The sequence below is a fragment of the Luteimonas deserti genome (assembly GCF_013425765.1).
In the GTDB taxonomy this organism is placed as follows: domain Bacteria; phylum Pseudomonadota; class Gammaproteobacteria; order Xanthomonadales; family Xanthomonadaceae; genus Luteimonas; species Luteimonas deserti.
Genome location: NZ_JACCJZ010000020.1, coordinates 821,788 through 841,239 on the forward strand (window position 1 = coordinate 821,788; position 19,452 = coordinate 841,239).

The window sequence follows — 19,452 nt, forward strand, 5'->3', positions numbered from 1 at the left end:
GCATGCACCTTGAGACCGACATCGCGGCATGGACGACAGCGCTGGACGCCGACGCCCCGTCCGGCCCGGACCTGGAGTACGACGCCGAGTTCATGGCGCTGGAGCGGGCGGTCGCGCCGCGCGGCGAGCGGATCGTGGGCGACGCGGGGGAGGGGGAGGGTCCCGACTGGGACCGTCTCGTTCCGTCGGCGATCGTCCTGCTCGAGCGCAGTCGCGACCTGCGGCTCGCGGTCGTGCTGTGCAGCGGATGGCTCGCCCAGAGCGGCCTGCCCGGATGGCGCGATGGCTTGGCGCTGGTCCACGGTCTGCTCGCCGACCTGTGGGACAGCGTGCATCCACAGCTCGACGCCGAGGACGACAACGATCCGACCGCGCGGGTCAACGCCCTGATGCCGCTGGCGGATCCGTTCGGCCTGCTCGGCCGTCTGCGCACGACGCCGTTCGTCCGGTCGCCCCGTCTGGGTGCGTTCTCGCTCCGGGATCTCCGCCTGGCCACGGGCTCGCTCAAGCCCACGGACCCCGACGCGGAGGTCGCCAGCATGTCCGAGCTGGAAGCCTGCTGCCTCGACTGCCCGGAACCGGTGCTGGCGGCGAGCGTCGAGGCCGTCCACGAGGCGCTGGCCCATGCGCGTGCGATCGACGCGTTGCTGGGTGAGCGCCTGTCGACGCAGGCGCCGGAACTGCGCCCGCTGCTGACCGACCTGTTCGAACTCGACAGGTTCCTCCAGGCCCAGTGGACCGCGCGCACCGGTGCAGCCGGACACGACGAGCTCGAGACGGGAACATCCGACGGCGCCGGGTCGGCCCCTGGAGCCGGTGCGAGCGGGACGAACGCCGGCATCGGCGGGCCCGGTGACGTGGTCCGCCGCATCGACGAACTGTGCGAGTACTACGCAAGGCATGAACCATCGAGTCCCGTTCCGATCCTCCTGCGACGTGCGCAGCGGCTGGTCGGCAGGAGCTTCGAGGACCTGCTGCGCGATCTGGCACCGGGCGGTCTGCAGGAGATCCAGCTGTTCGTGGGCACCAGCGAGAACAGCTAATCCACCGAGACTGACATTACATAATATACATTATGCGAAAAGCTGGTACTTCTCTTGGTGTTGCGTCCGAGGCCGCTCCTGACCGCTTTTGACTGCAACACGTCCAACACCGATGGTACAAATGACGGTGTGTTCTGAGAGGAACTGCTGTGCTTCGACAGCTTGTGGATTCGGTGGTGCCAGGGCCCCTTCGTGGCGTCGTGCTCGTCGATGACGTTCAGAGGCTGCCGCGCTATTGGGCCAGCGTCTGGGCTTTCATGGCCAACCATGATCTAGCTGCATCCAGCCAAGTCAAAAAGCTTCGGCATATCGAGAGTCTGTACCGACATGCGGACCGGCTCTTTGGGGCGCATGCGCTAGATGAAGCATTGGGCACTTTGAACGACCCGGCGCTCGCCGAGATCCTAGAGTCCTGGTTCATCTCGATACGAAACCAGCCTGCTGTGGGACCGGCCGACGAGTCGCGCTGGCGGACTGGGCTCGAGTTTGTTGTCTCGATTGTTTCTTGGCTGTCCAAGTCAACCCTTCCAACTGAACGCCTCAGACAGATCGAAGCACGATTGCATCGCTTGTCTAATCTCTATGGGCAGTTACACATACGTCGAAGCAGGCACACGAGCCAAGTTCGTTCTTTGCCTGCAAACGTTGTCCAGGCTCTATACGAAATCCTGGACCCCTGCTCTGCCGCCAATCCGTTCAGACGCACGCATACTCGTTGGCTCGCCTTCGTGGCTTTTTTGTTGATGCTCCATCAAGGTCTTCGACGAGGTGAGCTGCTACTCCTTTCCGCGGACGTAATCAAAAGCGGCTTTGACGAGAGACAGCAACGATCCCGTTTTGGTTAAACGTTAGAGAGAATCAATACTCTGACGAATATGACGATCCGAGGCACTCCAAGCCGAGCATCAAGTCGGCGAGCTCCGTCCGCCAATTGCCGGTGAGTGATGCGATCGCTGGGATGATCCAGACCTACGTCGAGAACTATCGAGGCAGACCAGAGCACGCATTCCTGCTTAACACACAGCAGAACAGCCCGTTGTCGACCGAATCCTTGACAAAGATGTTCGTCAAGATTTCGGACTGCCTGCCTTCCCGTGTTCGCCAAGAACTGATTGACAGAAGCGGAAGGCGAACTGTTACCCCGCATGACCTCCGCCACACTTGCGCCGTGGTGCGGCTCAACCAGCTGCTGCAGCAAGGAGATTCGATGGATGAAGCTCTACAGAAGTTGCGAGCCTTCTTCGGCTGGTCGAGGGAGTCACAGATGCCAGTTCGATATGCCCGAGCGGTTTTCGAGGACCGTCTGGCCGCGATCTGGGATAGTGCCCTGGATGAAAGGGTAGCTGTCCTCAGGGCGATTCCAGTCTGAAGTCTTGCAACGGGAGGCGCTAGATGGACAAGCAACTGAATCTTTTTCTCAGACTAGATGAGGACGTGCTGCGCGAAAGTTCAGGACTACTTCGATGCCGAAGCCGACAAGCTGGCGAAGGCATGGTTGGTGAAGCACGGGCCGCAGATCAAGGCGCTCAGCGACGACCGCCGAGAGTCATACCGGCAGATCGTCGAGATGAGCACAGAGCCGCAGGACGTGGAACTGGTCAAGCCGGAGGCCCGCTTTGAAGCGACCAAGGTGAGGGAGAACGACCAGGTGACCGTGCTCCGGACTTGGAAGCAGCATCTGCTTTGCGACGATGCCGGCGACTATCCGTCAGAACTGAAGGGTTGGGAGCGTGCGGTTGTAGAGGCCGAATGCAAGGGCAAGGGCTTTACCTTCTGGTATCGCAACCCAGGGCAACCCGGGCAGTCGTCGCTGGGCATCGCTTACATCGATGGCGACCAATACAAGATCGTCCGCCCTGACTTCGTTTTCTTCGCCGAGCAGGACGGGAATTTCGTAGTTGACCTTGTTGACCCGCACGGCCTGCACTTGGCTGACGCGGTGCCCAAGCTAAAGGGGTTGGCCGTGTACGCCGAAACGCACGCCATGGCATATCGGCGCATCGAATCCGTCGCCGAAGTGAAAGGCAAGCTGAGAGCCTTGGACTTGAAAAATGACCAGGTGCGCAAGGCCGTTGCAGCCACAACAGACGCCGTAGGCCTCTTAAGTCTCTTTAGCGGTTCGTTGGCGGTGGACTACTAAATGTGGGGACTATTAGCGGGCGTCGCTAAATACTTGCAGACGCAGAAACGGCGGTTTGAGGGTAATCGCCAATGACGGAGCTTCAGGCAGCAGAGATGCTGCTGGCCGCGGGGCGGCTGGACGACAACGACATCATGGCGTTGGCCGAGCATCTGAAGACTAGCCACAAGGAGGGGGAATGGCATCCGCACGACAAGACTTTGAACGCTACGTGCAATGGCTCTATCAGCCGGACAAACAGGTGTCCGAAGACGTACGGCGCCTTGCAGCCCTAGCATTAGGAAACTTCGATCAACTGGCGGGCACCTCCCGTCAACGCAACCAGCGATCTACCTACCTAGTCGGACTACTCCGTCGGGATCTTGCAACTACAGTCGCCGCAGCACCAGCTGTAGCTGCGGAAGCCAATGCCGCCACTTGGCCCTGGGCCAAGCTCAGGCACCTGACGATAGGCCCGTTCCGAGGCTTTCGCGTTGCTGAACCGTTCGATCTGTCGAAGCAAGTAATCCTCTTCTACGGTCCCAACGGCAGTGGCAAGACTAGCTTGTGCGAAGGGCTGGAGTATGCCCTCCTCGGCGACGTCGAAGAGGCTGGCAACAAGCGCATTTCCGCACGGACCTATCTTGCCAATGTCCATGACGGGCGATTCGAGCCACCAGTCCTGAAGGCTACAGATCAACAAGGACGAGAAGTCGATGTTGTTGCTAGTCTCGACACCTATCGCTTCTGCTTCATCGAGAAGAATCGGATCGATTCGTTCTCAAGGATCGCGGCACGGCCCAACGCCCAACGCGCAGAACTGATTGCCACCCTTTTCGGCATGGATCAGTTCAATGAGTTCGTCAGCCACTTCAACGAATCGATCGACGGGCAGCTTGTCTTGGGCAGCGAGCGGCAGGACGCGTTGGCTGCACGCCGCGATGCGTTGACTACAGATCGTGCAATTGTCGAGGGCGAGGCAGCATCTCAGCAGGGGCTTTCCGACGAGGAAGGAGCTTTGGCTAGAGACTACGCAGCCGAAACTACCTACGAAGCCCTCAAAAACCTAACAGGTACTGCCGAAGCTCCAGGTCGGCTGCAGGAACTTGATGGCATTTTAGAAGCGGTTCCACCAAACCTGCTTGGCGTAACCCGCCGAGGTGTTCTAGGCGCGCTTGAAAAGGCTCAACAGTGTGGCGCTGAACTAGACGCGGTCATTGGCGCACTTCGCGCTAAAAGTGACCAAGTCTCTTTCAAAGCACTGTATGACTCCGTACTCGCTCTTCAAAATGTTGTCGGTGATCGCTGCCCTGCATGCGATACACCCCTCAACGGGCAGTCACACGTCGCGACAGACCCGTATCAGAAGGCAGCTGAGGGCCTGAGCCGACTCGAAGAGCTGGCTGCCCTACAAGACCAACAGCAGACCGCAGAGACTGCGCTCGGGCAAGTGTCTCGCGAGCTACGCCAAGTTTTTGCTCAGATTGCCGCTTACCTCACTGGCCAAGCCGAGGAGGTCACCGCGACAGGTCGTTGGGTGACACAGTTGCCAGGCGACCCAGCGGGCCGTTGGTGGTCAGCCATTTACCCGCAAGTGGCCTCCGCCGAGGCAGAAGTTCCATCACTAGACGACATCCTTGCAGTCATCGACCGCATGGAGGCACAAGACGATGCGTCACGTCAGGCGCACCAAGATCGGCAACCACATGTTGCCGAACGTCGGCGACTCAGCGAGTTTCAGCTGCGGGTTCAAGCTCAGGACCTGAGGCGACAGCAACTGAACGACACCATCGAAGCCTCAAAAAACCGCATCAAAGCATTTGACGAGACAAATGCTGAGCTAATTGCCCAAGCAGAGCAAGAGAAGTTAGATATAGCGCGAGACACTCGCTACAAGGCGGCTTATGACCGATTCCTTGAAGAGTTAAGGGCATATAGGGATCAGCTTCCAGAGCAATTGATGGCCGGTCTCAACGACGCCGCCAAGGACCTCTACAATGCGTTTAATCGCAATGATCGAAATGAGGACAAGCTTTCTGCGCTGCATCTTCCATTGACTGGTGATGGAAAGATTGAAATCAGCTTTCGCGGTAATCCTGAAGCTCGCGTCGATGCACTGCATGTGCTTAGCGAAGGCCATGTGCGCTGCCTCGGATTGGCTATCCTCATGGCCAAGGCGAAAAGCATCGGGTGCCCGGTCATCATCTTCGATGACGCAATCAATGCGATCGACCATGAGCATCGAGGCGGCATTCGCGAGGCCATATTTGAAAGCGATGATTTCTCACAAACTCAGTTGATAGTCACCTGCCACAGCAATGAATTCATAAAGGACATCCAGCAACATCTCCCTGTCCAGCGCCGAGGTTCCTGTCAGGTTTACCTGTTTCGTCACCACGACGGAAACTACCAACCTAGAGTGACAGGCAACGTTCCTATTGCGAATTACATCGCCAAGGCCCGAGCGGCACGAGACGTGCTGAATGATAGAGATGCCTTGGCGGCATCACGCCAAGCTCTCGAAATGCTTTCAGAAAAGACTTGGCGCTGGCTAGGAAGCCATGATCAAGGCCTGCTGAATCTCCTGCTTGCCGGCGTCGGAGCTGAGCCAAGTCTTCGCAACCTTTGCGAAGCATTGGTAAAGAAGTTGCGCGACGCGCAGACCTTCAACCACGTCAACAAGGATCCACTATTGACTGCTTACGGTCGAATTCTTGGAATTCCAGTCACTAACCTCGTGTGGGCTAATCTCAACAAGGGCACCCATGAGGAGGCCGAACGTGATGATTTTGACAGTGAGCTAGTAGAGACAGTCGTCCAAACGCTAGAAGAACTTGATCAACTTGATTTACGACCTGGTCGCTAGTCGGTCAAGGCCTAAGCCGCTAGGGAGCTGGAGGTGACGCAACACAGCGCGAAACATTAGCGTTGAAACGGGATCGCGACCTCCTCCCCGCGTCAGGCCCGTCCAGAACTGGAAAATTCGGCAGGCGGCTAAAGAAGAAAAGCCCCGCACTTGCGGGGCTTCGTTTATGGCTATATCAATTAAGAGCTTTCTCGCACAGCCCTTGCTTTCATTCTCTTGACGATGGAAGCAACAACTGCGGCAACGCCGCCGAGCAGTAACGCATACGACGAATATCCTAATACACTCGATAAGTTAGAGAACTTAGAGACACAATTCCCTTCACAACCTGGAGTCACCGACAGCCATCCGTAATAAATGGCGGACGTGATTGCTAGAGCGCCAAGCATCAACAAGACAACGCCTAAAAGAAGCGTGCGGCCGGGACTCATCTTCTTGCTCCTAACACTCATGGTTTCGGTGAAAAGTGTGAGCCCAGCGGGCCGCGACTACGCAAAGTATTTGGCACCGACGGCCCATCTTGCGGACCATACCGACACTGCGCAATAACGGCGTTAGAAAAGCTCTGGCACTGATTCATTATGCTCCATGTGCCAGTTGGTTGACCCGGGTTGATTTTGCTGTCTACGCATGCCTCGTCAACGTTCTGTTGAAGAACGCATGTTGACCCCGGCAGCGCCGATTGCCCAGCATGAGATTTGGTTTCTGTAGCACTGTAGGGAACGTCGGCACAGCCTTGACCAGGAACCGGACATTCCCCACCCATTCCTGCTTCGGTAGTCGATGTCTTGACCCACATATGCCTCAAATAAGGCCGCATGGACATTGGCACCCAGTTAACGTTCACAGGTCTTGAGCACAGATACACGGCCAAGCCCAAGTGATCGGCGTACATCAAAGGATTGGCTTCGACGTAAGCGTAAGTGCTAATCCCGCCATATAAGCCGATCGGATCACTCTGCACATATCGCCCAACAATTGGGTCGTAATCCCGGAAGTAGTTGTAATTAATCCCCGTTGCCGCATCGTATCGTTGGCCTGGAAAGCGCAGATCAAACACGAATTCGGTGCTGTTGCCGTCCGGGTCCTGATGCGGCGGACTGTTGCCGAAAGCTTCGCTGGTGATATCCCAGGTCCATGTGGCGACATTGCGCACTGGATCGATCACGGCTCTTGGCGTGCCGAGGTGATCCGGTTGGATGTAGAGCAGACGGTCTGCGACAGCTTGCGCCAGCAAGCCAACCGGCAGATCGTCCAGCCAGATTGCCTGCTGCTTGAGCGCGCCCGCAACGTCGTAGTCGCCCAGCCATCGGCCCGCTTCGTCGTAGACCGTTGTGATGTCGTCCGCGCCGAGATAACTGCGGACGCGTTCGCCCTTACCGTTGTAGACGTAGTGCCGTGTTGGACTGCCGCCCTGCGCGACGGTCCCAAGCCGGTTGGCAGCGGTATAGATGAAGGTTCGGCCCATGCCATCTGTCAGCGTATTGCCGGCAGCATCGTACGTACGCGGGACTCCGGCGACCGCCGCCAGCCTGTGGCTGTCGGCCGGATAGCTGTAGGCTTGGTTGCCACCTGCATTCGCGAAACTTGTCCGATTGCCCGTTGCATCGTAGGTGTACTGCTCGATCGGGGCCTGGGCATCTCCGTCGCGGAACGCGATTAGACGGCCCAATGCGTCGTAATCGAAGCGCGCGCGAGGCGGTTCGGCCAGATCGGCGGTGCGCAGCTGCGTCAGGCGACCGACCGGGTCGTAGTTGTAGCCCAGATCCAGACCGCCGGTGCCGGCGTCATGGATCGTCTGCGGCCGATAGTCGAGGTCGTAGCTGCGTAGCAGACTGCGACCGTTGCCATAGGTCCAGCCTGTGACTGGACCAAAAGGCGCATGCGTGACGCCGGTCAGCAACACCTCCCGTGTTCCGCCGGGAGCCGTCACACCGACCTCGGTGATCTGGTTTTGCGCATCGCGCACATAATCGGTCACCGTGCCATCGGGATAGGTCAGTGCGCTCAGCCGTCCGCCTGCGGTGTAGGCATAGCCCACGCTGAAGGTCTGGCCGTTGGTCACCTGCACCTTGCGCACAAGGTCGCCAAAACGGTCGTAACAGTATTGGGTACTGCCGCTGGCATCGATTAGCGCGCCGAGTCGACCAACGGCATAGGTCTCCCCTGCCTGACAACCCGGCTGGGCGATATCGTAGACGTAGCTCACGTTCAAGTCCGCCGCGCCGGGGTACGCGATGCCAGTCAGGCGGTTCAGGCCGTCATAGCTGTGCTGGGCAGCCTGCCCGCGTGCATCCACTTGGGCGGTGCGGTTACCGGCGCTGTCATAGCTGAAGGTCGTGGTGCCGGTGTCTGTGCTTACGAGCTGCAACAGCTGCCCCAAGTCGCTGTATGTGTACTCGGTCGCCAGGCCCTTGGGATCAACGATCCGCGTGACCTGGTCAAGCGCGTTGTACTCGAACGTGGTGAATGCTTCGATGCCGTCCACATCCTGCAGCGTCTGCACCAGGCGGTTCAACAGATCGTACGAATTCGACGTGACTTGTCCCGAGGCATCGGTGAGAGCAGTGACGTTGCCGTTGGCATCGTATGAGAAGTCGGTTGGATTCGCTGAGGCGTCGGCGACAGTGACCTCGCGATCGAGCTGATCGTAAAGACGGGAGAGTGTCCTTCGCAAGATGCCGCTGGAGTCGGATGTGTCCTCTGCCAACCGGTTGCCGGAGGAATCCAGCGTGTAGTCGATCGCATTGCCGGCACTGTCGCTAATCGCAATCAGCCGCTGCGCGGCGTCGTAGTTGTGATCAGTCCACGCGCCATCTGGCTGTGTGACCCGACGAATCTGGCCGCTCGGCCAATAATCAAAACGGAAAATTCGATCATCACTCTCAAGCGAGTCATCGGTACCTCGAACTTTGCGCGCGGTCAGCCAGCCGCGCGCGTGGTACTCCAGATCGGTGACCGTTCCATTTTGATCACGTATGGATAGCGGGCGGCCGGCCCCGTCGTAACGCAACGTCTCGGTAACGTGACCCAGCGCATTGGTAATCTTCCAGAGATCGCCCCTGCGGTACTCGCAAGTTGTCCCGGATTCGCAATCGGCGGCATCTGCCATGCGGTAGCTGAAGAGCGTCACGTCCGCGACATCCGTCCGAGGCCCATCGATCGAAGTCAGCAAGCCAACGAAAGGACAGGCTCCGGCTCCGACATCTGCTTGTTCGCAGTAGCCGCGTGATTGAACTTGGTTCGTCATAGCGGCTGGATTGTGCACGCTCTCCGCAGTCACCTGCCCCCGCGCGTTATAGGACCACGTCGTCATCTGCTGCAGCTGTCCTGGCGTCGAACCGCCGCCGCCGTACTGATACACGCGCCTAGTCAGCGGTTGATTCTCCGTATTGCGCTCGAACAAAGTCCGGCGCTCTTGCAGAGTGCCTACTGCTTCGTGGATCTCCGACACATAGAGCGGATGATGAACGAAGTTAGTAATGCTGCCCCGCTTATCCGTTCGCGAGGCTATGCGCCCTTGAGTGTCCAGCACAAATGAGGTGGCACCAGAACTGTCATCCATTTCAGTGACGCGACGGTACAAACTCGAGTCAACAGAGAATGTTCGAACTTCTCCGCCAGCGGTTGTCAATGCGGCTGTGGATGGCGAAGTGTAGTCAACCTGAACTCCGTCAACATAGCCTGCAGACGTATGCAATTGGCTCGATATGACTCGTCCATATGTGTCATATCCAAAACTCGCATACCGCACACCGTCCTCTGCGGTAATACCTGTCAAGTGATTCTTAAACAGAGGGTCGACCCAATCCGGCTCTGCATAGTGGTAACGCCGAATGGCGCCTCCGCCGTAATCAACCGCGGCCAGATTCGAATCGGCATCATAGGTGTAACGTACGCTCGCGCCATCGGGCTTGACAAGCTCGACCAGCCTTCCTCCCTGATAAACAAATGAGACGGCACGCCCATTCTTGTCGGTCAGCTTGGAGATCAGATCGTCAGTGTAACTGACGGTGACATCGTCTTCGGGTCGCTGGGGGTTTTCGACTGCAACAAGCCGCCCTTGGGTATCAAAACTTTTGACATCACCGCTCGGAAGATAAAGCTTGTATCGCACCGTTCCGGTTGGAATGCGACGTATGATGGTGTCTCGCGAATTCTGTCCGACGACCACGTTCGAACTCGCCGGAGGCGCGATGAAGTTCTCGAAGGTGCCGTCGCTACTCCAATAAGGGAAATAGGTAGTTTTGTTCTCTACACGGTCGAGATAGGAATGCGACCAACCAACTGCGAACTTCGTCCCGTGCTGGATCTGATTGATGGAATGGTAGTGGCGCGAGAAGGGCCGGCCCGCAAAGTAAAAGTCCACCTCGTCACGCGATTTGTCACCAGTTGTCGGGTGACAAGGATTTGGACTGGCTTTGCAGCTTGCCACTTGCCGCATGGGGCCCGTGATCAGGCCGGACTGCGATGTATTCGCAGCACAAATTGCTGCAGAAGGAAGTGACTGTTCAGTAACGAACACACTTCTTGGTGAAAATCCAGCAGGGCACTGCGCCAAATATCGCTTTCGAACTGAGAACGCCACAGAGCCTGCCGTAGCGTTGCACTTCCAAGATCCGCGATAGCCTCGGCTCTCGAAGACAACGACGGCAAGTCCAGAACCTGCCGAGCGAACATATCCCCGCTCAGGATAATCACTCGTGACACTTGGATCAGTGACCGTGCAGGCATCGGTAGGCTTCGACAGGCTTTTCTCGATGCTTTCGACAACCCTTTCAACAAGGTTTTGCTCATTCGCGCACCAGCTTGATTGACCGGGAGCCAGGTCACATCCAAAGGCACCATTTCCAAAGACGCCTGCCACCGCGTCAAACTGGGCGTCACTAATTGTTTCAGCAGGCTGGTTTGGGACTCTATAGCCGAACCTCGTTGCGCCTGTGGTCCTGTTTTCCACAGAAGCCGAGGTCTGAAGTAGAAATTGCCCGGCGTCCAGGAACTTGGGATCGAGTCTCATCAACGACTCGGCAGCAGCTTTTGTCTGGAAGCAAGCTGCTCCGTAACAATAGCTATCAGCCGGGGGAGCCTGCGCTTCAGCGCTTTGTGTCGCAATGCACATGGTCGCGAGCGTGATGCCGAGCAGCACTCGTACAAACTGATAGCGCATGACTTCTTCCTTGAAGAACGCGTTAGGCTGATCGAAACTCGTGACAGCTGCGACGCTAAGAATCTGCGATGGCCCCGCCAACGAAGCGCAACGGAAAGCGACCAAAACCGCAGGAAAAATCGCTAAAGACTTTCATCTCGGCGCCAAGCTGCAATCAACGCGCCGAGACGATGCATCTCTACAGCCGCATCCTCTTTCTTTTAAGCCTCTAGCTTAGAGTTGTCAACAAAATTGAACTGCAGCCATCGAGTTGTGAAGCGTCCTGGTTCTCCGGCTCATTCCGAAGTAGAGGTCGTGGGTGAGTGCGAAGACAACTGTCGTCGTAGGCGGGCCGCTAGACATCCTGGCGAAACGCTTCTGGCGATGAGTCCTAAGCCATCGGCGATGGCTGTTGCGCTAGACGTCCCCTGCCTCGCAACGCCCCCGACCCAACTGACAACGCAACACCAAATTTGATGCAAACATCCTTAGCCCTACGCAATCCAATAGTTTTCGCTACGCAACACCTAATATATATACCAAGATCGCGAAGTCTCGGCACGCATTAGACGTGACGTTGCGCGTCACTTTGCGAGGTTGGCCTTCCGGTCCCGCTAATATTCAGCCCGTAGAACAGGATTTGACCCTGTGCGTCTGAATCGATGATGACGTCCTCATGCTCATCAGATAGATCAGCTGCGTTGAACTGATAGGTATCAAAGCCCTCGCCACCTTCGAGCTTGTCACTACCAAGACCGCCCCTGAAGACATCATCACCGGCGCCACCCGATAGTCTGGGTCGCAGCCAAACTTTTCGACATAAGATCTGCCGCTCCGGCACTCATACGATAAGCGCGCGCGTGCACCTGAACCATCGCTTCGTAATCAACCTGACCATTCTTGATGATCATGTCCCGCTCGGCAAAAACGGTAGACACAAAATTAAAAAGGAATATCTCAGCTATCTTTCCCGCCACAGCGACAAGCTGCTCGTCAGACAGATTCATTTGCAGGAACCCGCCTTCCTGCTGCGACTCAGTCGATGTAGCGCTGGCTCCATCCGGTTCGTTGAGCGACATAATTTAGTTCCTTTAATTATTAAATAAGGCCCGGGAGGCCGTCGTACTCAACCAACTTTGGTGGGGCCTGATGGGTGGCTCCACCACTGTGCGTAGCCGGTAAAAAGCTGCCCACGACCCTGCGGCGACCCGCGTAGAAGAAGGTGCGCAAAGGTACATTTAGATTCGAAAGATCAATAAGTTACTAGTAGCCACTGGTGAGTGCGCTGCCCAGCTATTGGTATGGGTACTGCATCATCGAGTGCCCCGCCCATCCACTAGGCGCGCACACGATGCACAAGCGTGTACATCGGTTTACGACCCATCAAGGCGCGTACGCATCGGTGAATCAAGTAGCTCTGGAGGTCTACGAACGATCGGAAGTACCTCTGATCGCCGTCTGTAGCGCAAGGCGGCCGAGACGCCGCTGAGCGTATCGGCTCCGATCGCCGAGAGCCTTGACCGCTGTCCCGACTCAACGACTTCGAGTCGTCTCGGATAAGCGCTCACCAAATTGGCTGGATGACGCCGCGCCGATCCTCCTGACGAGCCGAACTCCCGGGCGCGTCGGCAACTAGTGCTGATGCGGTGTCATATCTTTTCTGCCGGGGCCGTTCCAGCGACCCGGCTGCTCGCCCACCGGACAAACCGTCATGTACTGGCGAAACGAATTTGTATCGTCGCTCGACCAGGTCTTTCCGTAGGGGTTGACGGGCTGACAATGCGGGAGCACGACGAAGGCGCCGGTATAGGGAGGCACTGGCATCCAACAGCGCAGCGGCGCCTGTCGGATGTCCTGCCCCTGCTCGCAGAAGAGAAAAGGATCGCTGTCGCGATAGGTCAGAACGCGATCCAGGTCCTGCGCGTTGACGCCGACACTTCCGAGCAGCAGCGCAGAGAGAGTGAGAGGAATTCCAGGCTTCATACACTTCCTTTGTAGAGCACATGGGACGACGGATGCGATGCCAGTGGATCAGCATTGCGCTGATGCACCTGGCGGCTTGGGATGTGACCGTGGCGCCGGTATCGCCAACTAGATCCTGACCTGACCTGACCTGACCTGGCGGGCCCGGCCATGGCCTGATTCCCCGACTGCTCGATCGAGGTTGCCCAGAATGCTGCCGGGCATGCACGAGCGCGAGAACCCGCCCGTCGCGATTGGCCGCTGGATGGACGCGTAACCGCCGCCGCCCTGCCGATGGGCGGGATACATATCGAGTCCGTCCGGACGCTCGGCACCGGACAGGAACAGGTGCCCCGTTTCCACGGAGCGATTGGGGACCTGGGCGTGGTTGCGCGCGTAGCGCGTTGCGGCCGCGCGGTGTTTGCAGCGGTATCGACCTCACGGCCTGTCGAGCTGGGCTCGGACGCCGTGCTCGGCGCGAACTCGAAGGCCCTTCGCGCCGCTCGTGCGGCGGTGGGCGTCGGCGGTGAACCAACCGCCTGTTTCGATACGCCCGAAACGCACGGAATGATCGCGCGAACACTACGTTCAGCGGCCTCGCGTCCGGTGATCCGGAGAACCGCGGCTCTGCCATCTGGATCGGCCATCATTGGCTCCTCAGGTGAAGTGCGGCCGCGACAGGCCGCAGGACGTCAACCGGACTCAATCCATGAGTCACTGCAGAGTAGTCGACGCGAACACGGCATTGCGCCTGGTTGCGCTCCGTATTCGCGTCGGGTCGAAGACTAACGCATCTTCCGCACCGGCTGCACGCGTTCGCCCAGGCCCGGAGACCGCGTTTCCCGTCAGACCGAGCGGCTGCCGTGTGCGGTCAAGGCGGGGCTCCCTCTTGCTCACGGCGCATGTCAGCACATCGCCTTTACAGGCAGAAGAACTGTGGATGCCCGCTGCGATCCGCGGTTGTGCCAGCATAGATCCGCGTACGAGCGGCGTCCGCGGCCTGCCCTTCCGATCGACACCGACATTGTGTTGGAAGACGTGGTCATGCCGCTGATGAACAGTCGAGTGGAAGCCCCAAGCGGCGAGGCTTCGAGGCTGATCAAACTGATCAGATTCTCCGACAGAACCGTTGGTGACGATCTGAGGCCACGCGGTCTGCCCTGACCGCTCCGCTTCGAGCTCAACCTGGCCGTGCCCCATGTCCTCGCTCCATCGTCATGCCATGGACGAGCGGGCCTTCGGAGCCTGCCGAGCGCGACGTACGTCTCGGAAACACCGTCCGCCGCCCTGCTCGAACGGGTAGCCGATCCAGTACCGATGACGTCGCCGCCGCTATCTGCAAGTTACGGGACGGTCGCCGTCGGGCTGATAGGCAGCGGAGACAGCCGACCCGGGCTTGCCGCGTCGCCTCTTGTAGCGCAGGCCTGTTCTGCTGGGCACCATTTGCTGCGCCAGCGGCTGCGCTTCGGGGTCCGCCCGGGGCTGCCCGGCCCGGCCCGTAGGCGAAGACTGGCGGTCCTGCGTTACGGCGGAGGCGCTCGAATGCCCACTCTTCGCCGCCTCCGGAAAACGCGGAACGTCGTCCTGCAGCGCGGAGCCTTCATTCCTTGCGCCCCGCTCATCGGGTGAGAAAACGGACGCCCGTCGGGTATCCCTTCCCTGCTGCGACGGCTCTTCTTCCGGCCCTGCAAACGCGCCGGCTGGAAGCGGAGCCGAAGCGCACCCGTGTCATCGCGAATGCGTCCCCCGGGCCACGGGGGATCACGGTGACGCCGACGCGCCGCGTCTCATATCACGTTCGATAGCGTTCGATGCAACGATCGTTCTACGCCGCGCACGCGTGCCGTCGAGTCGCTCAGAACCGAGCGCTCAGGTTCGCCGTGCCGCACACTGTGGAGACGGTCGCCATGGCAAACCTGGCGCCAATCCGTGCAGCAGTCATCGCTTGAACGGATTCCGCGTCTGCGCAACCGACAGCGATCGCCCCGCACAGCATCGCCAGCGAGCACCGTCTGATCGGATCTGCCGTCTCTGTCAGGCACGGTCGCGCGGCGACGGCCTTGCGCCGTCACCTCCGGGGCCGATTCCTTGCGGTCTGCAGCGCAACCCAGCTCGACGCAGCGCCGAACGTTTCCCACGTCACGGTCTCGTCAGCATTGTGCAAGCCGCCGCGGCGGCGGCCGCACCCGGCGACCTCGGGTCGGCCCCAGCTGGCCGGTCATACGCTCGGCCGGCTAGCGTGCCGGATGTTCAGGACGATGTTGGAGCCCTCGATGACCGGTACCCACCGCGCCGTGCAATCGCCCATCGATGCGGGTATCAGGCGCATCACGCCGGAGTCCTGGCGAATGCTTGCGCTCGCGGCGACGGGCCTACTCGTCGCCTCGAATCTGGCCTGGTGGTCGACGACGCGGTCCGGCGCCGAGCAGCGTGGTAGCCCACCGGCCGCGGCGTCGACGCTTCCGGCTCCGGAGCGGGTGATCTACGAATACGGGCCGACCCCCCTGGCGGCCGAAGTCCCTACCCCCGTGGACCAGACCCCGACACCGCTGCGACCGGGTGAGCGCTGCGCCGGTGGCCAGATCATCCGACGGCTCCCCAACGGCTGGGAAGGCGTGGGACGCCCCTGCACGCCCTGAGCGCGATCTGCGCGTGCAGGCCGGCGGGCTATCGTGGCGGCCGATGGTTGCAGGCGGCCGAGACGCGGTCGTTGAGGCGGCGCAAGTCCTCGTAGCGGCGCTTCAATCCAAGACGTGCGAGCGCGGTCTCGCGGCCGGCACGCGCTGCGAGGCATCGTGCGTGCGGATCCGGCGCGTTCGCTGCCCTGCGATGCGGCGCATTCCGATGCGACACGTCGGACGAGCTGGCACGACGCGGTCCCGGCTGTGCGGTCGGGCGCGCATCGCGTGACTGCTCCCCGTGCGCACTTCGAGTCGTCTGGAATGCCGCCACCTCCCAATGCTGGAGTGTCGCACCCGCGGCGCACGGCATTGACTGGTAGGCATGGCGACCCTGCCCCTCATCACACTTGTAGATCGCCTCCTGGGCCGGGCTTGGCAGCCACGGCAGGAGCAACAGCCCGCCTGCGATGTATCGACGCATGACCGCCCCGGATCGTGATCCGCTCTCGAGTCTGACGCGGTCACTGCGGGGGGCAATCGGCCGGCCGGCCTTTCAGGCCATCGGAATCGCAGCCGCCGGGATGTCGGACGAACACGGGGTCAGTCGGCGCCGGTTCCGCGCGCACGGTCCAGCGCCTCGGCACGGGCGGCACGGATCCGATCGAGCTTGTCCTTGAGCTTGAGCTCCAGTCCCCGTTCGACCGGTTCGTAGTACACCCGCTCGCCCATCGCATCGGGAAACCCGCTCTGGTCGAGCGCGATGCCGCCTTCGGCATCGTGGTCGTACTGGTAGCCGCTTCCGTAACCGAGTTCCTTCATCAGCGTCGTAGGCGCGTTGCGGATGTGGAGCGGCACATCCTGCGTGCCGAATTCGCGCACGTCGCGCTTCGCCTGCTTGAAGGCCACGTAACCGGCGTTCGACTTCGCGGTGCTGGCCAGGTAGATCACCAGCTGGGCCAGGGCGAGCTCGCCCTCGGGACTGCCGAGTCGATCGAAGGTCTCCCAGGCATCGATGGACATCTGCAAGGCGCGCGGATCGGCCAGGCCGACATCCTCGACCGCCATGCGCGTCATCCGCCGCGCGAGATAGCCGGGATCGCAGCCGCCGTCGAGCATCCGCGTCAGCCAGTACAGGGCGGCGTCCGGATTGGAGCTGCGAACGCACTTGTGCAGAGCCGAGATCTGGTCGTAGAACTGTTCGCCGCCCTTGTCGAACCGGCGCGTGCGGTCGGCGAGCACCTGCTCGATGGTACTGGCGGTGACGTCGCCGCCCTCGCCCGCCAGCTCGGCGGCGATCTCCAGCAGCGTCAAAGCGCGGCGCACGTCGCCGTCGGCGGCGACCGCGATCAACCGCAGCAGGTCGTCCGCGATCCGCAATCCGCGATCACCGAGCCCGCGCTCGGTATCGGACAGGGCCCGATGCAGTGATTCCAGGATGTCGTCGGGCGACACCGATTCGAGCACGTGCACCCGGCAACGCGACAGCAACGCGGAGTTGAGCTCGAAGGACGGATTCTCGGTGGTCGCACCGACGAAGACGATCGTGCCGCGTTCGATGTGCGGCAGAAACGCGTCCTGCTGGGTCTTGTTGAAGCGGTGTACCTCGTCGACGAACAGCACCGTGCGGCGCCCGCCATCGAAGCGGTGCGCGGCCTCGGCCAGCACCTGGCGGACTTCGGGCAGGCCGGACAGCACCGCCGAGATCGCCTTGAATTCCGCATCGGCGTAATGCGCGAGCAGCAGCGCCAGCGTGGTCTTGCCGCAGCCCGGCGGGCCCCACAACACCATCGAATGGATCTTGCCGGCCTCCACGGCCGTGCGCAGCGCGGTCCCCTCGGCGACCAGACGGCGCTGGCCCACCATCTCGTCGAGCCTGGCGGGGCGCATGCGCTCGGCCAGCGGACGCATCGCGCTGCGGTCGACCTGCAGCAGGTCGCCGGTGTCGGCGCGGGAGGGTCGGAGATTACGGGTTCCGGGCACGCGTTAACCTGTGGGGACTGGAGTGCGAGGGACTGCGACATGCCGATATTGCGCCACGGGAACGTGATCACAAGCGCGACGCGCCCCCTCGCGCGGTCGGTCCTCGGGATCGTGCTCTGCGCACTGTCCGCGACCGCCGCCGCCGACTGGCGGCGGGATGCGGTCGACACGCTGACGCGGGAATCGGAGGGGCACCGCCTGGTCGTGCTCGGCGAGATGCACGGCACGCGCGAGCTCCCGCTGCTGGCCGGTGATCTGCTCGAACGCTGGAGCGCCGCATCGCCGGTGCTGCTGGCGCTGGAGATCCCAACGCGCGAACACGAGGCCCTGCGTGCCGCCGTGGCCAGCGGCGGCACCGATGCGACGATCGAAGCGCTGCGACGACGCGCCTGGTGGCAGGTGCCGCCAGCCGAGAACGACGGACGTCGAAGCGAGGATGTCTTGGCGCTGGTCCGCCGCGTCGGCCGACTCCAGGCATCGGGGCGCGACGTCGCGCTCCTGCCCTTCGATCCGCGCGACATCCGCTGCTACCAGCGCGGCGACTGCGAGGCAGCGATGGCCCACGTGCTGCAGCGGGCGCATGACGCGCTCCCGCATGGCCGGATCGTGGTCGTCACCGGCAACGTGCACGCGATGCGCGCGCGGCCACCGGGTGCACCGGAGAGGTTTCCCGAGCAACCGATGACCGCGCTGCTGCAGGATCTGTCGCCCTACTCGGTGAACGTCACGTCCGCGCGCGGCGCGTTCTGGGCCTGCGGCGAGACATGCGGGACGGTCGATGTCGCGCCATCACGCCACGGCGGACGCGAAAGGCAGGGCTCCCCGTTCGATTACCGGCTCGTGCTGCCGATGTTCACGCCGATCCGGCAGGTCGGGCAGCCAGCGCGCTGACTTGGCTCGTCACCACGGCGGACGCTGGAATCCGCTTCGCCGGTGGGGCTCCGAACCCCAGCGTGACCGGACATGCATCTGATAGGCGGCGCCGGGGCGACGGTCGATCTGGATCAGCGCGCTGAAAAACGCCTCGCGCGCTGTCCACACCAAGGCCGGTGCGGCGTCATTCCTCGCCGACGACGTCCACACCGGCCGGCGGTGTATAGCGGAAGGTATCGCGCGCGAAGGTCGGATTGCGCGTCCAGCCGCTGAAGCCGATGGTCGTGCGCTGGCCCAGCGTGTCGTGGATCTCCATGCGGCTCAGCGCGCCGTCGGCCGCGAACCCGAGCCGCGCGCGTTCGAAGGCAGCGTTATCGCTGCGCTTGGGTCGCAACTGCAGCCAGTTCAGGCCCGCGGAAGACCCGGCGGGCTCGACGTTGAAATCGCGGTCCAGCTTGGCCGGATCGATCAGCGCGGCGAGTGGACTGTCCTGCTCCTGGCTGCCCTGCGATCGCCGGGTCACCTGCTGCAGGTCCGGATCGTAGACCCAGACGGTGCGACCGTCGGCCACGATGAGCTGCGGATACGGTTTCACGTATTCCCAGCGGAACAAACGGGGCGCCGATAGCGCCAACGTGCCGCTCGAGGTCTCCTTGACCCGGCCGTTGCCGTCGGTGACCTGCTGGGTGAACTGCCCTTCCAGTCCTTTCAGACCGCGGGTGAACTGGTCCAGCTGGGCGCGTGCATCGTTGGCATGCGCCACGCCGGCGATGACCAGCACGGCGGCGGTGGCGAACCAGCGTGAGTGACGGATCAGTGCGCGCATGCTGCAGGCCTCGGAG

General features: G+C 61.0%; 12 protein-coding genes. 6 read left to right on the top strand and 6 right to left on the bottom strand.

Annotated elements, in window-relative coordinates:
* Nucleotides 1–2 precede the first annotated feature (2 nt).
* From tssA to H0E82_RS16350, 4 genes are all read left to right on the top strand, one after another.
* On the top strand, nucleotides 3–1,043 hold the full coding sequence (tssA, locus tag H0E82_RS16335) for a type VI secretion system protein TssA (protein WP_180546496.1): 1,041 nt from the start codon (nucleotides 3–5) through the stop codon (nucleotides 1,041–1,043).
* Nucleotides 1,044–2,001: 958 nt separating this feature from the next.
* Nucleotides 2,002–2,412 (top strand): site-specific integrase, encoded by a 411-nt coding sequence (locus tag H0E82_RS16905; protein ID WP_235974346.1) that lies wholly within the window; start codon nucleotides 2,002–2,004, stop codon nucleotides 2,410–2,412.
* A gap of 57 nt (nucleotides 2,413–2,469) precedes the next feature.
* Nucleotides 2,470–3,183, top strand: coding sequence for a hypothetical protein (locus H0E82_RS16345; RefSeq protein WP_180546497.1), 714 nt, complete (start codon nucleotides 2,470–2,472; stop codon nucleotides 3,181–3,183).
* A 178-nt stretch (nucleotides 3,184–3,361) separates the two neighbouring features.
* Nucleotides 3,362–6,028, top strand: a complete 2,667-nt coding sequence (locus H0E82_RS16350) for an AAA family ATPase (RefSeq protein WP_180546498.1) — start codon at nucleotides 3,362–3,364, stop codon at nucleotides 6,026–6,028.
* Nucleotides 6,029–6,476: 448 nt separating this feature from the next.
* On the opposite strand, the gene H0E82_RS16355 is transcribed toward H0E82_RS16350, so the two are convergent.
* The 4 genes from H0E82_RS16355 to H0E82_RS16370 form a co-directional block, all read right to left on the bottom strand.
* Nucleotides 6,477–11,195 (bottom strand): RHS repeat-associated core domain-containing protein, encoded by a 4,719-nt coding sequence (locus H0E82_RS16355; protein WP_180546499.1) that lies wholly within the window; start codon nucleotides 11,193–11,195, stop codon nucleotides 6,477–6,479.
* Nucleotides 11,196–11,739: 544 nt separating this feature from the next.
* The gene (locus H0E82_RS17115; RefSeq protein WP_180546500.1) at nucleotides 11,740–12,015 is read right to left on the bottom strand and encodes a calcium-binding protein; all 276 of its coding nucleotides are present in this window, start codon (nucleotides 12,013–12,015) and stop codon (nucleotides 11,740–11,742) included.
* Nucleotides 11,948–12,253 (bottom strand): hypothetical protein, encoded by a 306-nt coding sequence (locus tag H0E82_RS16365; protein ID WP_180545797.1) that lies wholly within the window; start codon nucleotides 12,251–12,253, stop codon nucleotides 11,948–11,950. The genes H0E82_RS17115 and H0E82_RS16365 overlap by 68 nt, the downstream gene beginning before the upstream one ends.
* A 553-nt stretch (nucleotides 12,254–12,806) precedes the next feature.
* Nucleotides 12,807–13,157: a hypothetical protein gene (locus H0E82_RS16370; protein WP_180546501.1), complete on the bottom strand. Its 351-nt coding sequence runs from the start codon at nucleotides 13,155–13,157 to the stop codon at nucleotides 12,807–12,809.
* A 2,252-nt stretch (nucleotides 13,158–15,409) separates the two neighbouring features.
* Here H0E82_RS16370 and H0E82_RS16375 point away from each other — a divergent pair.
* The gene (locus H0E82_RS16375) at nucleotides 15,410–15,775 is read left to right on the top strand and encodes a hypothetical protein (protein WP_180546502.1); all 366 of its coding nucleotides are present in this window, start codon (nucleotides 15,410–15,412) and stop codon (nucleotides 15,773–15,775) included.
* A 582-nt stretch (nucleotides 15,776–16,357) separates the two neighbouring features.
* Here H0E82_RS16375 and H0E82_RS16380 read toward each other — a convergent pair.
* Nucleotides 16,358–17,665: a replication-associated recombination protein A gene (locus H0E82_RS16380; protein WP_235974381.1), complete on the bottom strand. Its 1,308-nt coding sequence runs from the start codon at nucleotides 17,663–17,665 to the stop codon at nucleotides 16,358–16,360.
* A 111-nt stretch (nucleotides 17,666–17,776) separates the two neighbouring features.
* Here H0E82_RS16380 and H0E82_RS16385 point away from each other — a divergent pair, with 111 nt between their 5' ends.
* A complete protein-coding gene (locus H0E82_RS16385) occupies nucleotides 17,777–18,628 on the top strand; it encodes a TraB/GumN family protein (protein WP_180546504.1) in 852 nt (283 codons plus the stop codon).
* 166 nt (nucleotides 18,629–18,794) lie between these two features.
* On the opposite strand, the gene lolA is transcribed toward H0E82_RS16385, so the two are convergent.
* Nucleotides 18,795–19,436: an outer membrane lipoprotein periplasmic chaperone LolA gene (gene lolA / locus H0E82_RS16390; RefSeq protein ID WP_180546505.1), complete on the bottom strand. Its 642-nt coding sequence runs from the start codon at nucleotides 19,434–19,436 to the stop codon at nucleotides 18,795–18,797.
* Between the last annotated feature and the right edge of the window lie 16 nt (nucleotides 19,437–19,452).

What these genes read in the sequence shown, in the direction of transcription:
- tssA (WP_180546496.1), top strand. Translation starts at nt 3, where the DNA reads ATGCACCTTGAGACCGACATCGCGGCATGGACGACAGCGCTGGACGCC.
- H0E82_RS16905 (WP_235974346.1), top strand. Translation starts at nt 2,002, where the DNA reads ATGATCCAGACCTACGTCGAGAACTATCGAGGCAGACCAGAGCACGCA.
- H0E82_RS16345 (WP_180546497.1), top strand. Translation starts at nt 2,470, where the DNA reads ATGAGGACGTGCTGCGCGAAAGTTCAGGACTACTTCGATGCCGAAGCC.
- H0E82_RS16350 (WP_180546498.1), top strand. Translation starts at nt 3,362, where the DNA reads ATGGCATCCGCACGACAAGACTTTGAACGCTACGTGCAATGGCTCTAT.
- H0E82_RS16355 (WP_180546499.1), bottom strand. Translation starts at nt 11,195, where the DNA reads ATGCGCTATCAGTTTGTACGAGTGCTGCTCGGCATCACGCTCGCGACC.
- H0E82_RS16365 (WP_180545797.1), bottom strand. Translation starts at nt 12,253, where the DNA reads ATGTCGCTCAACGAACCGGATGGAGCCAGCGCTACATCGACTGAGTCG.
- H0E82_RS16370 (WP_180546501.1), bottom strand. Translation starts at nt 13,157, where the DNA reads ATGAAGCCTGGAATTCCTCTCACTCTCTCTGCGCTGCTGCTCGGAAGT.
- H0E82_RS16375 (WP_180546502.1), top strand. Translation starts at nt 15,410, where the DNA reads ATGACCGGTACCCACCGCGCCGTGCAATCGCCCATCGATGCGGGTATC.
- H0E82_RS16380 (WP_235974381.1), bottom strand. Translation starts at nt 17,665, where the DNA reads ATGCGTCCGCTGGCCGAGCGCATGCGCCCCGCCAGGCTCGACGAGATG.
- H0E82_RS16385 (WP_180546504.1), top strand. Translation starts at nt 17,777, where the DNA reads ATGCCGATATTGCGCCACGGGAACGTGATCACAAGCGCGACGCGCCCC.
- lolA (WP_180546505.1), bottom strand. Translation starts at nt 19,436, where the DNA reads ATGCGCGCACTGATCCGTCACTCACGCTGGTTCGCCACCGCCGCCGTG.